General features: G+C 45.5%; 12 protein-coding genes and 5 tRNA genes. 10 read left to right on the forward strand and 7 right to left on the reverse strand.

What is annotated here, in order from left to right; translation table 11 throughout:
• Positions 1-165: 165 nt before the first annotated feature.
• Positions 166-1056: an HTH-type transcriptional activator IlvY gene (gene ilvY / locus ACWPOD_RS11485; RefSeq protein WP_104971105.1), complete on the reverse strand. Its 891-nt coding sequence runs from the start codon at positions 1054-1056 to the stop codon at positions 166-168.
• Between the two features lie 143 nt (positions 1057-1199).
• Here ilvY and ilvC point away from each other — a divergent pair, with 143 nt between their 5' ends.
• Positions 1200-2684, forward strand: coding sequence for a ketol-acid reductoisomerase (ilvC, locus tag ACWPOD_RS11490; RefSeq protein ID WP_167427046.1), 1485 nt, complete (start codon positions 1200-1202; stop codon positions 2682-2684).
• A 191-nt stretch (positions 2685-2875) separates the two neighbouring features.
• On the opposite strand, the gene ubiK is transcribed toward ilvC, so the two are convergent.
• From ubiK to ACWPOD_RS11510, 4 genes are all read right to left on the reverse strand, one after another.
• Positions 2876-3127, reverse strand: a complete 252-nt coding sequence (gene ubiK, locus ACWPOD_RS11495; RefSeq protein WP_005398178.1) for a ubiquinone biosynthesis accessory factor UbiK — start codon at positions 3125-3127, stop codon at positions 2876-2878.
• 131 nt (positions 3128-3258) lie between these two features.
• Positions 3259-6381: a multidrug efflux RND transporter permease subunit VmeD gene (vmeD, locus tag ACWPOD_RS11500; protein ID WP_456231906.1), complete on the reverse strand. Its 3123-nt coding sequence runs from the start codon at positions 6379-6381 to the stop codon at positions 3259-3261.
• A 12-nt stretch (positions 6382-6393) separates the two neighbouring features.
• Positions 6394-7500 (reverse strand): multidrug efflux RND transporter periplasmic adaptor subunit VmeC, encoded by a 1107-nt coding sequence (gene vmeC, locus ACWPOD_RS11505; protein ID WP_005398173.1) that lies wholly within the window; start codon positions 7498-7500, stop codon positions 6394-6396.
• Positions 7501-7518: 18 nt separating this feature from the next.
• Entirely contained in the window at positions 7519-8100 is a 582-nt protein-coding gene (locus ACWPOD_RS11510; RefSeq protein ID WP_005398171.1) for a TetR/AcrR family transcriptional regulator, read from the reverse strand.
• A gap of 168 nt (positions 8101-8268) precedes the next feature.
• Between ACWPOD_RS11510 and rep the strand changes: the two genes are divergently transcribed.
• On the forward strand, positions 8269-10284 hold the full coding sequence (gene rep, locus ACWPOD_RS11515) for a DNA helicase Rep (protein WP_109168649.1): 2016 nt from the start codon (positions 8269-8271) through the stop codon (positions 10282-10284).
• A 73-nt stretch (positions 10285-10357) separates the two neighbouring features.
• Here rep and ACWPOD_RS11520 read toward each other — a convergent pair whose 3' ends face one another.
• Positions 10358-10771 (reverse strand): c-type cytochrome, encoded by a 414-nt coding sequence (locus ACWPOD_RS11520; protein WP_012841248.1) that lies wholly within the window; start codon positions 10769-10771, stop codon positions 10358-10360.
• A gap of 335 nt (positions 10772-11106) precedes the next feature.
• Here ACWPOD_RS11520 and ACWPOD_RS11525 point away from each other — a divergent pair.
• The 5 genes from ACWPOD_RS11525 (at position 11107) to ACWPOD_RS11545 (ending at position 11661) form a co-directional block, all read left to right on the forward strand.
• Positions 11107-11183 (forward strand) — tRNA-Arg (locus ACWPOD_RS11525).
• 33 nt (positions 11184-11216) lie between these two features.
• Positions 11217-11292 (forward strand) — tRNA-His (locus ACWPOD_RS11530).
• A gap of 69 nt (positions 11293-11361) precedes the next feature.
• A tRNA-Pro gene (locus ACWPOD_RS11535) sits at positions 11362-11438 on the forward strand.
• A gap of 46 nt (positions 11439-11484) precedes the next feature.
• Positions 11485-11560: transfer RNA gene (locus ACWPOD_RS11540), tRNA-His, on the forward strand.
• Between the two features lie 24 nt (positions 11561-11584).
• Positions 11585-11661: transfer RNA gene (locus ACWPOD_RS11545), tRNA-Pro, on the forward strand.
• Between the two features lie 339 nt (positions 11662-12000).
• Here ACWPOD_RS11545 and ACWPOD_RS11550 read toward each other — a convergent pair.
• On the reverse strand, positions 12001-12726 hold the full coding sequence (locus ACWPOD_RS11550) for an HAD family hydrolase (RefSeq protein WP_053808541.1): 726 nt from the start codon (positions 12724-12726) through the stop codon (positions 12001-12003).
• 663 nt (positions 12727-13389) lie between these two features.
• On the opposite strand from ACWPOD_RS11550, the gene ACWPOD_RS11555 reads away from it, so the two are divergent.
• From ACWPOD_RS11555 to ACWPOD_RS11565, 3 genes are all read left to right on the forward strand, one after another.
• Complete coding sequence (locus ACWPOD_RS11555) at positions 13390-15105, forward strand: dipeptide ABC transporter ATP-binding protein (RefSeq protein WP_005379108.1); 1716 nt, start codon at positions 13390-13392, stop codon at positions 15103-15105.
• Between the two features lie 92 nt (positions 15106-15197).
• Positions 15198-16751: an ABC transporter substrate-binding protein gene (locus ACWPOD_RS11560; RefSeq protein ID WP_046874194.1), complete on the forward strand. Its 1554-nt coding sequence runs from the start codon at positions 15198-15200 to the stop codon at positions 16749-16751.
• 146 nt (positions 16752-16897) lie between these two features.
• Positions 16898-17875: an ABC transporter permease gene (locus ACWPOD_RS11565; RefSeq protein WP_031780394.1), complete on the forward strand. Its 978-nt coding sequence runs from the start codon at positions 16898-16900 to the stop codon at positions 17873-17875.
• The last annotated feature ends 2 nt before the right edge of the window (positions 17876-17877 follow it).

The raw sequence follows: 17877 nt of genomic DNA on the forward strand, positions 1-17877 counted from the left end.
CAGAAGTGAAACGAAATAGCGCCGATGGTAGTGTGGGGCTTCCCCATGTGAGAGTAGGACATCGCCAGGCTTTAAATTTGAAAAAGCCCACTCGAAAGAGTGGGCTTTTTTGCGTTTCTGGGTTTTGAAAATTACCTAAGCACTCAGAACTCAAAACATCTATCGTTAAGGTGTAATGTATTTACTCTCTGCCACTTTCCAAAAAGCCTTCACTAATGGATTCTCTAACTGATTTTTGTTGCAGCAGACACCAAGTTCAAAAGGCTTAATTGGCAACACTTTTAAGCGATTTATCTTCTCTCTCACCGGGCTATTGTTGATCACGACATCAGGTGCGATACCTACACCGCATCCTAGTGCAACCATACTTACGATGGCTTCATGCCCTGACGTTTGCGCGTAGATATTCGGCTTTATTTTCATTTGTTTGAGCCAAGTATTGGCTCTATCTCTTGCTGTCCCTGCTTCTGGGAGAATGAATGGAATGACTGACCAGTTTGGTCTTTCTTTTTGTAGCTCCTCCGCAAATGAACTCACGCCGACAGGAGCGATGACAGAAAGCGGTATTTCACTGATCGTTTCAAATGCGATTTTGCTTGGCATCTGCTCAGATTTGGCTGAGATGGCAATATCGGCTTCATCTGCTAGAATTTTGTCGATCGCTTGAGCTGGATCGCCGGTTGATAGCTTAAATTCGATAAAAGGATGCTGCAGACGAAAATCAGAGATTAACTCTGGCAGGTGGCTGTAGCTTGCAGTAACCGAACAAAAGAGACGGATTTCTCCTTTCAACTCGTCCTCTGCTCCCTTTAGGTGACTTTGGTACTGCTGCCATTCGCCAAGAATTTTTAAGGCGACAGGAACCAGTTTTTTGCCTTGGCTCGTTAAATCAACACTGCGATTGTCCCGCAAAAATAATTGTTGGCCAGTTTCTTCCTCTAGCTTTTGTACTTGTCTGCTCAAGGCTGAAGGACTCACATGCATCGCTGCTGCGGTCTTAGCGAAACTTTTACTCTCACACAGATGAATAAAAAGTTGCAGGCTTTTGATATTCATTAAATCTTCATTTCCATGTTGCACAAATTGCAATAACTAATTGTGAATATATCACTTTAAGCAATTTAATGTCTGTTTTAGTATGAAGTTATTCGGTAAGGCAATTACCGACCTCAATGGAAGAATCTTAAAGGAGCACCCAGATGGCTAATTATTTCAATACCTTAAACTTGCGCGAGCAGTTGGACCAATTAGGTCGTTGTCGCTTTATGGACCGTAGCGAATTTGCTTCAGAAGCGGATTACTTAAAAGGCAAGAAAGTGGTCATCGTAGGTTGTGGTGCTCAAGGTCTTAACCAAGGTCTGAATATGCGTGACTCTGGTCTAGACGTTGCTTATGCGCTTCGCCAAGCAGCGATTGATGAGCAACGCCAGTCATTCAAAAACGCAAAAGACAACGGTTTTGAGGTAGGTAGCTACGAAACGCTAATTCCACAAGCTGACTTAGTAGTAAACCTTACTCCTGATAAGCAGCACACAAACGTTGTTGAGACGGTAATGCCGCTAATGAAAAAAGGCGCAGCGCTAGGTTACTCACACGGCTTCAACGTTGTTGAAGAGGGCATGCAAATCCGTAAAGACCTAACAGTAGTAATGGTTGCACCTAAGTGCCCGGGCACGGAAGTTCGTGAAGAGTACAAGCGTGGTTTCGGTGTTCCAACTCTTATCGCTGTTCACCCAGAGAACGACCCAAAAGGTGAAGGTTGGGATATCGCGAAAGCTTGGGCTGCAGCAACAGGTGGTCACCGTGCAGGCTGTCTAGAGTCTTCTTTTGTTGCTGAGGTGAAATCTGACCTAATGGGTGAGCAAACTATCCTTTGTGGCATGTTGCAGGCTGGTTCTATCGTATGTTACGAGAAGATGATTGCTGACGGTATCGAACCTGGCTACGCAGGCAAGCTTCTTCAATACGGCTGGGAAACGATCACGGAAGCTCTGAAGTTTGGTGGTATCACTCATATGATGGATCGCCTAACTAACCCTGCGAAAGTAAAAGCATTTGAACTTTCTGAAGAGCTAAAAGAGCTGATGCGTCCGCTATACAACAAGCACATGGATGACATCATCACAGGTCACTTCTCTAGCACGATGATGGCTGACTGGGCAAACGACGATGCAAACCTACTAGGCTGGCGTGCAGAAACGGGTGAAACTGCTTTCGAAAACTACCCAGAAACTGACGTAGAAATTTCTGAGCAGGAGTACTTCGATAACGGTATCCTGATGGTTGCTATGGTTCGTGCGGGTGTTGAGCTAGCATTTGAAGCGATGACCGCTTCTGGCATCATCGATGAGTCTGCTTACTACGAGTCTCTACACGAGCTGCCACTTATCGCAAACACTATCGCACGTAAGCGTTTATACGAGATGAACGTGGTTATCTCTGATACGGCTGAATATGGTAACTACCTATTTGCTAATGTAGCAACGCCGCTACTGCGTGAAAAATTCATGCCTTCTGTTAGTACAGACGTCATTGGTAAAGGTCTAGGTGAAACGTCTAACCAAGTGGATAACGCGACTCTTATCGCTGTGAATGAAACAATCCGCAACCACCCTGTAGAATATATCGGTGAAGAACTACGTGGTTATATGACTGATATGAAGCGTATCGCGGTGGGCGGCTAATTTTCTTTGCTGCAAGGAAGAGAAAATATTAAATGAACTCTGGCCAGACTGGAGTCGGTAAATACAAAAACACGACATCTAATCAAAAAGCTTGGTCGCCGTTGACCAAGCTTTTTCTTTTTAGCCACTTATGAAACAAGTCGGTTTAATCCGAATAAAAAAACGCTCCTTTATGAGGAGCGTTTTAACACTTATTTTTCTGCAAGCTTCTCTTCAAGCTCCGCCAATTTCTGTTCCATTTCTGTTAGCTTTTGACGTGTACGTAGTAAAACTTGAGTTTGAACATCAAACTCTTCACGACTTACAACATCTAGCTTGTTTAGTTGGCCTTGGATTACTTGACGAACTTTCTGATCAACATCAGAGCCCAACTCTTTTACAGGTTGAGGCATTGAGTCGTGAATCTGTTTAGCAATTTGCTCTAATTTCTTTGGGTCAAACATAGTGGCTAAAACTCCTTTTGATTTGTCCTCATTTTAAGTAAATGATACGTGAAAGTCGCCATTTAGATGGCAAAAAAGAGAGCGGCAATAAAAAAGGTCACCGAAGTGACCTTTTTGAATGCCTTAAAAGCTTATCTGTTATCCGCTAATTCACGGTGGGCTGCTTTCGCTTCATCAACTCGTGCCAACTTCTCCAAGTCTTTGTCTTCAACAAATACTGGCAGTGGTTTGTGTTTTTCTGCTAGGTAGCTGTAAATCACAGGTAGTACGAATAGTGTGAACAATGTACCAATTGCTAGACCAGCAACGATTACGATACCGATACTGAAACGTTGCGCGGCACCTGCACCGGTAGCGTACATCAGCGGGATCAGACCTGCGATCATTGCTGCGGTTGTCATTAGGATAGGGCGAAGACGCACTTTCGCAGCCTCCATCACCGCATCAATACGAGACAGTTTATTATGTAACTGCTCTTCTTTGGCTACTTCACAGATCAAGATGCCGTGCTTGGTGATTAGGCCGACCAGCGTGATCAAACCAACCTGCGAGTAGATGTTCATTGAGGCCGTACCCCACGCCAACGCGATCAAGGCACCACATATTGCTAGCGGTACAGATACCATGATGACAATAGGGTCGCGGAGTGATTCAAATTGAATCGCCAGAACGAGGAAGATGATCGCAAGTGCAAGACCAAAGGTTGCATACAAGGCACTACCTTCCGTTACAAACTGACGAGATTCGCCCATGTAATCGTGGTTATAGCCTGCAGGCAGTTTGGTTTGTGCGATGTCTTCAAACCAGTTAATTGCATCACCCATAGCAACGTTAGGCGATGGCACCGCACCTACCGTCGCGGAGTTTAGCTGGTTGAAGTGTGGCAAAGAGCGAGGCTCTGCTATCACATCAATCGTAATCAAGCTGCTTAGTGGGACGGCTTTACCATCAACAGAACGCACATAGTAGTTCTTCATCGACTCTGGGTTTAGACGCCATTTACGTTCAACTTGAGGAATCACTTCATATGAGCGGCCGTTAAGGTCGATACGGTTAACATAACCATCAGCCATCATGGTGCTGAGAGTGATACCAATATCTTGCATGGTCACACCATAGGCACCCGCTTTGTCTTTATCGATCTTAATCTTCATGGTTGCTGAATCGTAGTTCAGGTCCAGATCGGAGTAGACAAACATTGGACTACTTGCAACATCGGTCAGGATATCGCTAGCGATAGTAAACAAGCTTTCGAAGCTATTTGGTGTCGTAATTACAAACTGGACAGGTAGGCCTGAGCCCGCACCAGGCAGTTCTGGCATTTGGAACGCAGTGACAGACATACCTGGGACACTTGAAACTAGGCCTCCCACACGTTTTGTGATTTCAGATTGACTTGCTTCTCGTTCACTCCATGGCTTCAATGTTGCTAGACCAAACGCTTGGTTTGAGTTTGGCACACCGTTAAATACCTGAGCGTATTCTACTTCTGGCTGATCAGAGAGAATCTTATTCACGTCATCCATGGTGTTTTGGATGTAGTCCAAGTTCGCGTTTGATGGTGCGGTACCCATCAGAACAACCACACCTTTATCTTCGGACGGCGCCAGCTCACTAGGAGTAAACTTAAATAGAATCGGTAAGCTCGCAAATACAATTATCGCAAATGCAATTACAACAGGACGGTGAGCCATGACTGCTGTAAGCATTTTCTCATAGCGACTAGTCATGCCATCAAGGATATGATGAACTTTTTGCTCAAACTTGCTCGGTTTTTCGTTCGCCTTCAGCATCTTTGAACACATCATAGGTGATAGCGTTAAAGCGATGATACCGGACACAAATACCGAACCTGCTAGCGTTAAAGCGAACTCTTTGAACAACGATCCTGTAATACCACCCATCAACGCGATTGGTGCGTATACTGCACCTAGCGTTAATGTCATAGCAATAACTGGCACTGCAATTTCACGAGTACCAATGATTGCTGCACGGAATGGTGATTCGCCCTCTTTGATATGACGATCCACGTTTTCTAGTACCACGATCGCGTCATCCACCACCAGACCGATGGCAAGTACCATCGCCAGTAGTGTCATCAAGTTCCAAGAGAAGCCCATTGCCTGCATAACCATCGCTACACCAATCAAAGAGAGTGGAATAGTGACGATAGGAATGATGACCGCACGGAACGAACCTAGGAACAGTGTGATCACTACAAGTACGATAATTGCCGCTTCAAGAATCGTTTTCACTACTTCGTGAATTGACTCGTTGATCGCAATGGTAGAGTCGTACATCACGTTCATTTTGATGTTACTTGGTAAGTTGCGCTCAAGTTGAGGTAATAATTCAAGCACATCAGCAGCGATGTTGATTGGGTTGGCACTTGGCGCGGCGTTGATTGCAGCAACCACTGCTTCTTGGCCGTTTGCACTTGCACGGTAAACGTCGTGACTCTTCTCAAGTGTTACCTTCGCGATATCACCTAAGCGAATAACGTCCCCTTCACCCGTTTTTACGACCAACGCTTCAAGCTCAGCAACGTTTGATACCTGAGTATCCGCGCTGCCGTTATAAAGCACGAACTCACCCGTCGCTTGACCCGTCGCAGATTGGTAGTTATTGGCGTTAAGAACGCTCATCACATCCGTTGCCGTTAGCTTTAATGCGCCCATTTTGGCTGGATCTAGCCATACGCGCAGCGCGTATTTCATACCACCGTAAAGGTCAACTTTTGATACACCATTTACAGTGAATAGCTGTGGGTTGATTACACGCTCAAGGTAGTCGGTGATCTGGCTGGAAGACAACTCGTCACTGGTAAAACCAATATACAATACCGCGGTAGTAGAACCGGTCGACATGGTTACGGTCGGGTCTTCGGCTTCTTTTGGAAGCTGGGAACGTACCGAGTTAGTTTTCGCTAAGATGTCAGCCAATGCCGCGTTTGGGTCGGTATTCAACTTCATGTTGACAGTAATGGTTGATTTACCTAACACCGATTGCGAGGTCATATAATCAATATTATCGGCTTGCGCCACCGCTTGCTCCAAGGGCTGAGTAATAAAGCCCTGGATCAAGTTGGCACTTGCACCGTAGTAACTGGTGGTCACGGTGACCACTGTATTCGTCATTTCAGGGTATTCACGAACTTGCATTTTGAACACGGCTTGCAAACCAAGCAATGCAATCAAAAAACTGATCGATACCGCTAAAACTGGACGTTTTATAAAAACATCTGTAAAGCGCATGATGCCTCCAACTTAAAGCATTGGTGTTTCAGCAGGTGGGGTAGTTGCATCGCTTTCAACAATGCTTACTTTTGCGTGGTTACTTAAACGGACTTGACCCGATGTCACCACTACATCACCTGGCTTCACGCCTTCTAGAATGTGTGCGATATCTTTAGAGCGTTCGCCAACTTTTACCACATGCTGCTTAACGCGTTTCTCGCCATCTTCTTCCGTTACGATGTAAACATTGTCGCCGTATAGCGTAAACGTGATCGCAGTTTGAGGCAGAGTGACCTGATTTTCTAATTTAGGCAGAATGATGTTTGCACGTGCGAACATACCACTACGCAGTTTGCCATCACTGTTAGGGATATCTGCTTGAACCTGAATCAAGCCACTTTGTACGTTAACCGCAGGCTCAATTGCAGAAATTGAACCTTTGAAAGGCTGATCTGGGTAGGCATCCACGAAGATATCCACTTCTTGGTCGATATTGATACGTGAAATATCGGTTTGCGGCACGGTAAAGCGTAAGCGCATCACGCTGGTGTCTTCCAGGCGAACAATATCGGTACCCGCTTGTAGGTACTGACCTAGATACACGTTACGAATACCTACTACACCATCAAATGGCGCTTTGATCTCGCGTCGGTCGATGGTCGCTTTCAAGCTTTCAATGTCCGCTTTTAAGGAGAAGTAGTTCGCTTCTGCTTCGTCATACGCTTCTTTAGAAATAGAGCCTTTTTTAAATAGCCCTTGGTAGCGTTTGTATTTCGCTTCTGCTGCTGGCAACTTGGCTTGCGAGCTCTTTAAATTCGCTTTCTCAACGTCAGAGTCAAGCAGTACTAATGGCTGACCTGCTTTGACTTGAGTGCCGGAATCAAATGCGATTTTGTCGATAACACCACTGGTTTCGTTTGCGACCGTCACACCTTGGTTTGGTTCGATAAAACCGATAGCCTCGATCACTGGTACCCAATCAACCGCTTGTACTTCCGTCACGGTTACTGGGAACTCTGGTTCAGGACGGTTTGCCATGTATTCAGCAATCTTTTGTTGCTTAAATAAATTGAAACCTATCACGCTGCCGAACAAGAGAACGGCGATAAGTAACATAAAGAAAGTCCACTTTTTCATTCTATTAAGAACTCCAAGTTAGTGTTTAATAATTGCATCCCAACTGGCTTCAATAGCAGCTTCTAATGCCGCCTTATCCAGTTGATAAAATCCCAAAGCGTGTTTCCTAGCAAGTGCAACACTTGCCTCAAAACTCAATCCAGAAAGCACTTCGTTATCGAGAGGCTTGAATACGCCCTCTTCTTTCCCCTGATTAAAAAGAAGATCTACTTGGGCAAACATTTGTCTTTCAAGTTCCCGAGCTTTGCTACTATTTGAACAGGGTAGAGACTCATATTGAACTCGATTGCTGAGCGCATTTAAATTCGAGCTCGCTAGATTCCAAATATTGAGCCACATGGTTCGATATCGCTGTTTTAAAGGCATCTCTTCACTCACGCCCAGTTGCACAGCCGTAGCGACACGCTTTGCAACGTTAAGGCGTAACTCCTCCAAAAGATGTTCTTTATCTGAGAAATAACGATAAATCGTTCCTGCTGCGACACCTGCTTCATTGGCGAGCTTTTGCATGGAAAGCCCTTGAAAGCCCGATTCAGCAATGAGTTGCTCTGCAGCGACTAAGATTTGTTCTCGCTTATCTACAGCAGGGTTATCCTTCATAATCCTACCACTAGTGAATGAACGTTCATTCATTATAGCTCAAATACCCGCCTTTTATGCAACAGAATGTTGCGCTTGTTGGTATGAAAATTACAAGAAATCAGCGTAGCTTTCACGAGGCCACCCCTTTATCATAGGCGCCACATTTATCACCCGCAGAGAATTTCTATGAAGCTGAACCCTAGTCAAGATGAAGCCGTGAAATACGTGTCTGGTCCATGCCTAGTGCTAGCTGGTGCTGGCTCGGGCAAAACTCGTGTTATTACCAATAAAATCGCTTATCTGGTTCAGCAATGTGGCTACAAAGCGCGTAATATTGCAGCGGTGACGTTTACCAACAAGGCGGCGCGTGAAATGAAAGAACGTGTCGGCCAAACGTTGGGGAAAGCCGAGTCTAAAGGTTTGATGGTATCAACGTTCCACACCTTGGGATTAAACATCATCAAACGCGAATACAAGCATTTAGGATTGAAAGCGGGCTTTTCACTGTTTGATGACCAAGACCAACTGGCGCTACTCAAGGAACTTACCGAAAAGCAGCTTGATGGTGATAAAGATCTGCTACGTCAGCTTCTGAGTTGTATTTCCAATTGGAAAAACGACATGTTGACGCCAGAGCAAGCCAAAGCGCGCGCGCAAGGTGAGCAGCAACAATTGTTTGCGTTCTGCTTTGATATGTACCAAAAGCAAATGAAAGCCTATAACGCGCTCGATTTTGATGACCTAATTTTGATGCCCGTTTTACTTTTGCGCAATCATGAAGACGTTCGTCAACGTTGGCAGAACCGCATCCGTTATCTACTGGTCGATGAGTACCAAGATACCAACACGAGTCAATATGAGTTGGTGAAATTAATCGTCGGTGAACGTGGGCGATTGACGGTCGTAGGAGATGATGACCAGTCCATTTATTCATGGCGTGGTGCGAAGCCTCAGAACCTAGTCTTGCTGGGTGAAGATTACCCGAATTTGCGATTGATTAAGTTGGAGCAAAACTACCGCTCAACGAGTCGAATCCTGCGTGCGGCCAACATTTTGATAGCCAATAACCCTCACGTCTATGAGAAGTCCTTATTCTCAGAAATTCCTGACGGTGAAAAACTCAAAGTGTTGTTGGCTAAAAATGAAGAGCATGAGGCTGAGCGTGTCACGGGGGAGTTGATTGCACACAAATTCTTGAATCGAACCGACTATCGTGATTACGCAATTTTGTACCGTGGTAACCACCAATCACGCTTAATTGAAAAGTCTCTAATGCAAAACCGTGTGCCGTATAAAATTTCTGGTGGCACCTCGTTTTTTGCACGAGCAGAAATTAAAGACATCATGGCGTATTTGCGCGTTTTGGTTAACCCAGATGACGACAATGCATTCTTACGCATTGTGAATACACCACGACGTGAAATTGGCCCAGTAACTTTAGAAAAGCTAGGCAGTTATGCCAATATGCGTGGGAAGAGCCTGTTTGAGTCGAGTTTTGAAATGGGGCTCGAACAGCACTTAACGGGACGCGGCCTGGAAAATTTACGTCGTTTCACCCAATGGTTAGTGGCGATTGCTGACCAAGCTGAGCGTGGTGATACCGTCGAAGCGGTTCGCTCGCTAGTTCGCGATATCCATTATGAAGATTGGCTATACGAAACTTCAGCAAGCCCGAAAGCCGCTGAAATGCGAATGAAGAACGTTTCTGATCTTTACTCCTGGATAGTGGCGGACCTAGAAGGTGACAACTACGATCAAGAAGAGAAAACGTTAAAAGAGGTCGTTCAGCGTTTGACCTTGCGTGACATGATGGAACGTGGCGAAGAAGATGAAGACAGCGATGCAGTACAACTGATGACGCTGCACGCATCAAAAGGCCTTGAGTTCCCATATGTATACCTAATTGGGTCTGAAGAAGGTATTTTACCGCACCAAACCAGTATTGATGAAGACAACGTCGAAGAAGAGCGTCGTCTGATGTATGTTGGCATTACCCGTGCGCAGCGTGAACTGACTTTCACTATGTGCAAAGAGCGTCGACAGTTCGGCGAGTTGATAAAACCGACTCAAAGCCGATTTTTGGATGAGTTGCCATTTGATGACGTTGAATGGGAAGCCAATAAAAAGCCAGTATCAGCAGAAGAGCGTATGGCGAAAGGTCAGGCACACATTGCCAATATTCGAGCAATGTTTAAGAAATAGAGTAACCTTGTGCTCACTGACTAAAAACAAAAAGGCTTGCCAGTTGGCAAGCCTTTTTCGTTGATGTCTTTACTTATAGACCTTCAATCATGTGGTCGATTGCTGCGATGATTTCATCGTCAGAACAGTCCATACAGGTTCCTTTGGCAGGCATCGCATTGAAGCCTTCTAACGCGTGCTTCACTAACGTCTCTTTGCCTTGTGCAATACGCGGTGCCCAGTCATCGGCATTACCTGTTTTAGGTGCGCCGTTTACACCAGATGCGTGACAAGCAATACAAAAAGTACCATAAACTGTGGCGCCATCACGTGGACCGGTTGGTTCTTCTTTCACTGGCTCAGAACCCGCTAGATAAACATCACCGACAGGTTGGATGCGTTCTGCGATCGCATCGTATTCAGTTTGGCTGATGTCAGAAGCTAAAGCTGCCGTAGAAAACGTTAAGGCAGCGAACAAAACGCTAATCATTTGTCGAGACATATCCATTAAACCCACTTCACATTCCCGAGGTAAGTGACTTACCTATTTATATAGTTAGAGTATTAATGCCGAGCAGAGAAATCACTAAATTCCACTGAATGGCATAGAATGATTAGACAACTTGGTTGCAGCTGTTAAATCAATGTAAATAATGGGTGATTATATCCCGATAACTTGTTGCAATAAACAACAAGTTATCCATGACAGGGCGTGAATCACATCAAAAATTCAGTTTAAAGGAAGATAACTGTCGAAAAAGAGACCAAACGATAAAAAAAGTAAAAAAAGTACTAGACGGCATAGTGTGATATCCGTATTATTCCACTCCGCCGATAGGGCATGCGCCCGTAGCTCAGTTGGATAGAGCGTTGGCCTCCGGAGCCAAAGGTCGAAGGTTCGAATCCTTTCGGGCGTACCATTGCCTCGGAGGATACATCGGTAAAAATCAGTGGTGGCTATAGCTCAGTTGGTAGAGCCCCGGATTGTGATTCCGGTTGTCGCGAGTTCAAGTCTCGTTAGCCACCCCATTCTTTCTTTTTTAGATTGAATGCGGTAGCATTGCTCCCAATCTTGATTAAATCAAGATAAAACATCGTCGGTGAATAGCGCAGTTTGGTAGCGCATCTGGTTTGGGACCAGAGGGTCGGGGGTTCGAATCCCTCTTCACCGACCACTATTTAGTTTATGGCTGAGATAGCGGTAAACATGACAATTTGATGGTGGCTATAGCTCAGTTGGTAGAGCCCCGGATTGTGATTCCGGTTGTCGCGAGTTCAAGTCTCGTTAGCCACCCCATTCTTTATTTAAAGAATATATGCTCGGTGAATAGCGCAGTTTGGTAGCGCATCTGGTTTGGGACCAGAGGGTCGGGGGTTCGAATCCCTCTTCACCGACCACTATTAGAAAGCCTGCTTTTTAGCAGGCTTTCGTCGTTTTAGAGTTTATGATCTCGCTTGGACTGTATTAGTCGGTAATGTATCAATGGATTTGAACCCAAGTGGGGTTCGCCTGAAGTTAGAATTCGGCTCTTCACCGACCGCTATTTAGAGCCCCAGTCGAAAGACTGGGGCTTTTTTGCATCTATCCTCTTAAAAGCATCTGCATTCGATTTCAATTTCACCAAAAGTGTACAGCTCTAGGGGCTTTTGACCACCTATGATCCAAATGCTTTTCGAGCTGACAAAATAAACCCCAGAACGACGTCTGGGGTTTTGTGTTTTTCTAATCCGCTACTTTTATTGGGCGAGTGTTTTAAGGATTTCTCTCAGCTCTACCGTTTCTTGGATTTCAAAATTTGGCGTTATATCTGTTGAGTTACTTGCGCCTGTCGCATTTACCCACACACTCAAAATGCCCATATTGTTAGCGCCTGCTATATCTGCTGGTAAAGAGTCGCCAATGTGTAGGGCTTCTTCTGGTTTTACTTCGACCAAGTCGAGCGCTTTTTGGAAAATGCTCGCAGCGGGCTTCTCTTCAGGCTCTTCTCCCCCCACAATAATATGGTCCACCCAGTCGCTCATCTGTGTCGCGCTGAGTTTAGGGTGTTGAGAAAAAATCGGGCCGTTAGTGATCACGACGAGTTTATAATGCTGACGAAGGTCGCTGAGCATTTCTTTTACACCAGGGAAGAAAGTGAACGCGCCCATACGTGCAGAGTCAAAGTAGTCTTGAGCTTGTTGAGCCTCTTCGGTATTAATGCTGACTCCGTGCTCCGCCAATATGTTTTGGATCAGGCCACAACGGAACGCGTTTTCATCAGGTAGCAGAGCCACAAGGTGAGGGAATTCCGCATTCAGCTTCTTGTACACACCCTGTAAGTAGCGCTGTAAGAAAGCTTGTGGTTCGGTAACTTGCGGGTAGGTCTTATGAATCCAAGTCGTAAACTTTTGTCCTGCAACTTTATCGGCTTGTGACGTCGCACATAAAGTCTCGTCCATATCAAAAAAAATCGCTTTAAGCACAGGGGCTCCTTTCATTTACAGCTTGGCTCTAACATTGATTATCTATTATCCCACTCTGAATTGTTCCGTAAAGGGTTAAAACCGACGTGTTTCACCTACAATGGGAGATTGATGGTAACCGCACTTTCTTTTGTTTAGTCAACAAACCGCTTAAGCGGCGCATAATCGTCGTCGACAGAGGATTTGTGTGGTTTTGCTGTTGTGTTCACGTTTTAGCCTATCCTTTCTCTTTCTAAGTTTGGCTTTTTATATTTGCCGACTATTTTATTAATAGTTTTTTATGTTGAAAAATTGCTTTTCGCATACGATATTGTTTGTTAAATGTTAATAATTGCACATGAATAGTATGGTTAATGGTCCTGGTTGGCTCGTGCTTATTTTTTAGAGCATTTTTCTAGTTTTATTGGTGCATGGCGCACAAAAATAGTGTGATATGAAAATGGTTAAATACTTGTTAATGCATTTTTATTCGCTCATTGTGCGTTTATTTAATGTTTTCTCGGCGGAATATACTTTAATTGTTGCTTTTTTGTGTGATTTTTGCCAAATTGTTTCCGCATTAAGATTTCAGAGTATTATTCTGAATTTGAACGGATTCATTCAGGTGATGAATGGTGCCTTTGGCGCGATTCGATACCACAGACAAGGCAGTAGAGGTCTGAAATGTCACTATTAGAAGTGAAAAACCTTCGTATTGAATACCCATCCCGACACGGCGTTCACGCTGCCGTGAAGTCACTTTCTTTTCATATTGAACGTGGTGAAATCGTGGGTGTTGTTGGCGAATCAGGTGCGGGTAAATCCACCGTTGGTAACGCCGTTATTGATTTGCTTAGCCCTCCAGGTCGCGTTGCTAGCGGCGATGTTTTCTTGGATGGAGAAAAAATTTCTGGTTTATCACCAGAAGCGATGCGTAAGGTTCGCGGATCGAAGATTGGTTTTATTTTCCAAGATCCAATGACCTCACTTAACCCACTTTTTACGGTTGAGCAGCAACTGAAAGAGACGATCCACGCCAACATGAAAGTCTCTGATGAAGAGGCGTATCAGCGTGCGCTTTCTCTAATGCAGCAAGTTGGCATCCCGCAGCCAGAAAACCGCTTAAAACAATACCCACACCAATTCTCTGGTGGTATGCGTCAGCGTGTCGTCATTGCGATTGCTTTGGCTGGTGAGCCAGATCTGATCATCGCCGATGAGCCAACTACGGCACTGGACGTTTCTATCCAAGACCAAATCCTCAACTTGATCCGAGAATTGTGTATCAAGAATAATGTCGGCTGTATGCTGGTTACTCACGATATGGGTGTGGTCTCCAACGTCACTGACCGCGTCGCGGTAATGTATCGTGGTGACTTGGTGGAGTTTGGACCAACAGCCAAAGTGTTGGGCGATCCTGATCACTCCTATACTCGCAGCCTAATTTCAGCCGTTCCACGTTCAGACAGAAAGCTCGATCGCTTCCCTTTGGTCAGCTACATCGAAGAAGCGGCAGAAATGGAGCCACTCGACATCAAGAATCACTGGCTAGGACAAAGCCAGGATGAGCGCGAGTACACAGGCCCGCTTTTGGACGTGAAGAACGTTAATCTGCGCTTTGTCACCAAAGACTCTTTATTTGAAAGCCGTCGCGAATACGTGCAGGCATCCAATAATGTGAGCTTTGAAGTGCATGAAGGCGAAACCTTTGGTTTGGTGGGTGAGTCTGGCTCTGGAAAATCAACCATTGCGCGAGTCATTGCTGGTTTATACCAACCTAACTCTGGTCAGGTGAAGTTTGAGGGTATTGACCTGACAGCTTTAACCTCTGAGAAAGAACGCCGCCCAATGCGTCGTCAAATGCAGATGGTGTTCCAAAACCCGTATACCTCAATGAACCCTCGTATGAAGGTATTCGATATTATTGCTGAGCCAATCCGTTTTCATAAACTGACGAAAAACGAGTCGGAAACTCGCCAAATCGTGAATGACCTTCTCGATCATGTTGGTTTGGGTCGTATGGCTGGGCTTAAGTACCCTCATGAATTCTCCGGTGGTCAGCGTCAGCGTATTTCTATTGCGCGTGCGTTGGCGACTCGTCCTCGACTTTTGATTTGTGATGAACCGACATCGGCACTGGACGTATCGGTACAGGCACAAATTTTAAACTTGCTGAAAGATCTGCAAAGTGAGCTGAACTTGACTATGTTGTTTATCAGCCACGATTTACCTGTTATTCGTCAGATGTGTGACCGAGTAGGTGTGATGCAAATGGGTACACTTTTAGAAGTGGCACCAACAGAACAGTTATTTACGGCACCCCAACACGAATACAGCAAAAAATTGATTTCTCTGATGCCTGAATTTACAGGCTTGCGAGAAGAGATCGAGACGGCATAAACCAAGCACCTCGCTTGGCTAACCTTTAGTCATAACAAAGACGCAAACACAACAACAAGGGATCCGTATCCCCGCATGAAGGAGTTATGCAAATGAAAACCATGAAAAGCAAATTAGCAGTGGCGCTAATGGCGGCGGGCCTAAGCTTTAATGCACTGGCAGCAGATATCAAAGTTGGCTACGCAGCTGACCCAGTATCGCTTGACCCACATGAGCAGCTATCAGGTGGCACACTGCAAATGTCACACATGGTATTTGATCCGTTGGTTCGCTTTACTCAAAAAATGGATTTCGAACCTCGTCTAGCAGAGAGCTGGGAGCGCATTAACGACACTACCGTTCGTTTTAAATTGCGTGAAGGTGTGAAATTCCACTCTGGTAATACCCTAACGGCTGACGACGTTGTATGGACGTTTGAGCGTCTACAAAGTTCTCCTGATTTTAAAAACATTTTCGACCCGTACGAGAAAATCGTCAAAGTGGACGACAACACGTTCGATCTTGTAACCAAAGGTCCTTACCCACTTGTGCTGCAAACTGCAACGTACATTTTCCCTATGGACAGCAAGTTCTACACGGGTAAAACAGCAGACGGTAAAGACAAGTCTGAGCTAGTGAAGCACGGTAACTCATTTGCATCGACTAACGTATCTGGCACGGGTCCATTCATTGTGACTTCACGTGAACAGGGCGTAAAAGTGGAATTTGAACGCTTTAAAGATTACTGGGACAAAGAGTCGAAAGGTAACGTTGATAAGCTAACGCTTGTACCAATCAAAGAAGACGCGACTCGTGTAGCTGCGCTACTTTCTGGCGGCGTTGACATGATTCACCCGGTAGCACCAAACGATCACAAACGTGTGAAAGACGCAGACGGCATCGATCTAGTCACGCTACCAGGTACTCGTATCATCACGTTCCAACTAAACCAAAACAGCAACGAAGCACTGAAAGATGTTCGCGTTCGCCAAGCGATTGTTCACGCAATCAACAACGAAGGCATCGTTAAGAAAATCATGAAAGGCTTCGCTACTGCAGCTGGTCAGCAGAGTCCAACTGGCTACGTTGGTCACGATGACAAGCTAGTACCTCGCTACGATCTGAAGAAAGCAAAACAACTGATGAAAGAAGCGGGTTACGAAGACGGCCTGACTCTAACTATGATTGCGCCAAACAACCGCTACGTAAACGATGCGAAAGTAGCGCAAGCGGCGGCGGCAATGTTGTCTAAGATTGGCATCAAGGTTGATCTGAAAACCATGCCTAAAGCGCAATACTGGCCTGAGTTTGATAAGTGTGCGGCAGACATGCTGATGATTGGTTGGCACTCGGATACAGAGGACTCGGCAAACTTCAACGAGTTCCTAACCATGACTCGTAACGAAGAAACCGGTCGTGGTCAGTACAACTGTGGTCACTACTCAAACCCAGAAATGGACAAAGTAGTTGAAGCTGCAAACGTAGAGACGGACCCTGCGAAACGTGCAGCAATGCTGAAAGGTGTCGAAGCGACGCTATACAACGATGCTGCATTCGTACCGCTACACTGGCAAAGTGAAGCGTGGGGTGCGAAGTCTAACGTGAAAGCCGCAGACATCGTGAACCCAATGGTAATGCCTTACTTTGGCGACCTAGTTGTCGAGTAATCATACTTAGTCATGACAGAGAGGGGCGCCAGTCCTTCTCTGTTTTCGACACTTGGCTCGGTTTTGTTTCAGTCGGATTGAGCCAGTTTTACAGACTGAATTTTCTCTCTAAGTTTAGAGATCTATGGATAGTTAAGGGGCAAGGAATGTTTTCGTTTCTGGTCAAGCGCCTGTTTCAGGCACTGATAGTGATGTTTGTGATCAGTTTGGTGGCGTTTGCCATTCAGGACAACCTGGGTGATCCGCTGCGTGAGCTTGTAGGTCAGTCGGTTTCGGAATCGGAGCGCCAAGCGCTACGCGACGAATTGGGCCTGAACGATCCCTTTATCACAAAGTACACGCGCTTTGTGGGTAATGCACTGCAAGGTGATTTGGGTACATCATACTTTTTCAAGCGACCTGCGGTTGAGGTGATCCTCGATAAGCTGGTGGCAACATTAGAGCTCGTGTTTGGCGCGACGCTCATCATTATCGTTTTCTCTATACCACTCGGGGTGTATTCCGCGATTCACCCGAAGAGTGTCTTTACCAAATTTGTTATGGCGATGAGTAGTGTCGGCATCTCGATTCCGGTGTTCCTAACCGCAATCATGCTGATGTACGTCTTCTCCATCGAACTCGGCTGGCTGCCTTCCTACGGGCGAGGTGAAACCGCTAACGTGCTCGGTTGGGAATCTGGCTTCTTTACTATCGATGGTATTAAGCACCTTATCCTGCCGTGTATTGCGCTAGCGTCTATCATGCTGCCGTTGTTCATCCGTCTGGTACGTTCAGAAATGCTGGAAGTACTGAGCTCGGAATACATTAAGTTCGCGAAAGCAAAAGGTTTGAACTTACAAAAGATTTACTACCAACATGCACTTAAGAACACCATGCTGCCAGTATTGACGGTAGGTGGCGTGCAGATTGGTACCATGGTGGCTTACACCATCCTAACCGAAACCGTATTCCAGTGGCCGGGTACAGGCTTTCTTTTCCTAGAGGCAATCAACCGTGTCGATACACCGTTGATCACAGCTTACGTTATCTTTGTTGGTCTGATTTTCGTGGTAACCAATACCATCGTTGATTTGCTGTACGGCATCATCAACCCAACTGTGAACCTAACTGGAAAAGGAGCTTAATC

This window comes from Vibrio sp. JZG120, assembly GCF_053890955.1.

Excerpts from the sequence above, each read along its gene's own strand:
- ilvY (WP_104971105.1), bottom strand. The coding sequence starts at position 1,056 with ATGAATATCAAAAGCCTGCAACTTTTTATTCATCTGTGTGAGAGTAAA.
- ilvC (WP_167427046.1), top strand. The coding sequence starts at position 1,200 with ATGGCTAATTATTTCAATACCTTAAACTTGCGCGAGCAGTTGGACCAA.
- ubiK (WP_005398178.1), bottom strand. The coding sequence starts at position 3,127 with ATGTTTGACCCAAAGAAATTAGAGCAAATTGCTAAACAGATTCACGAC.
- vmeD (WP_456231906.1), bottom strand. The coding sequence starts at position 6,381 with ATGCGCTTTACAGATGTTTTTATAAAACGTCCAGTTTTAGCGGTATCG.
- vmeC (WP_005398173.1), bottom strand. The coding sequence starts at position 7,500 with ATGAAAAAGTGGACTTTCTTTATGTTACTTATCGCCGTTCTCTTGTTC.
- ACWPOD_RS11510 (WP_005398171.1), bottom strand. The coding sequence starts at position 8,100 with ATGAAGGATAACCCTGCTGTAGATAAGCGAGAACAAATCTTAGTCGCT.
- rep (WP_109168649.1), top strand. The coding sequence starts at position 8,269 with ATGAAGCTGAACCCTAGTCAAGATGAAGCCGTGAAATACGTGTCTGGT.
- ACWPOD_RS11520 (WP_012841248.1), bottom strand. The coding sequence starts at position 10,771 with ATGGATATGTCTCGACAAATGATTAGCGTTTTGTTCGCTGCCTTAACG.
- ACWPOD_RS11555 (WP_005379108.1), top strand. The coding sequence starts at position 13,390 with ATGTCACTATTAGAAGTGAAAAACCTTCGTATTGAATACCCATCCCGA.
- ACWPOD_RS11560 (WP_046874194.1), top strand. The coding sequence starts at position 15,198 with ATGAAAACCATGAAAAGCAAATTAGCAGTGGCGCTAATGGCGGCGGGC.
- ACWPOD_RS11565 (WP_031780394.1), top strand. The coding sequence starts at position 16,898 with ATGTTTTCGTTTCTGGTCAAGCGCCTGTTTCAGGCACTGATAGTGATG.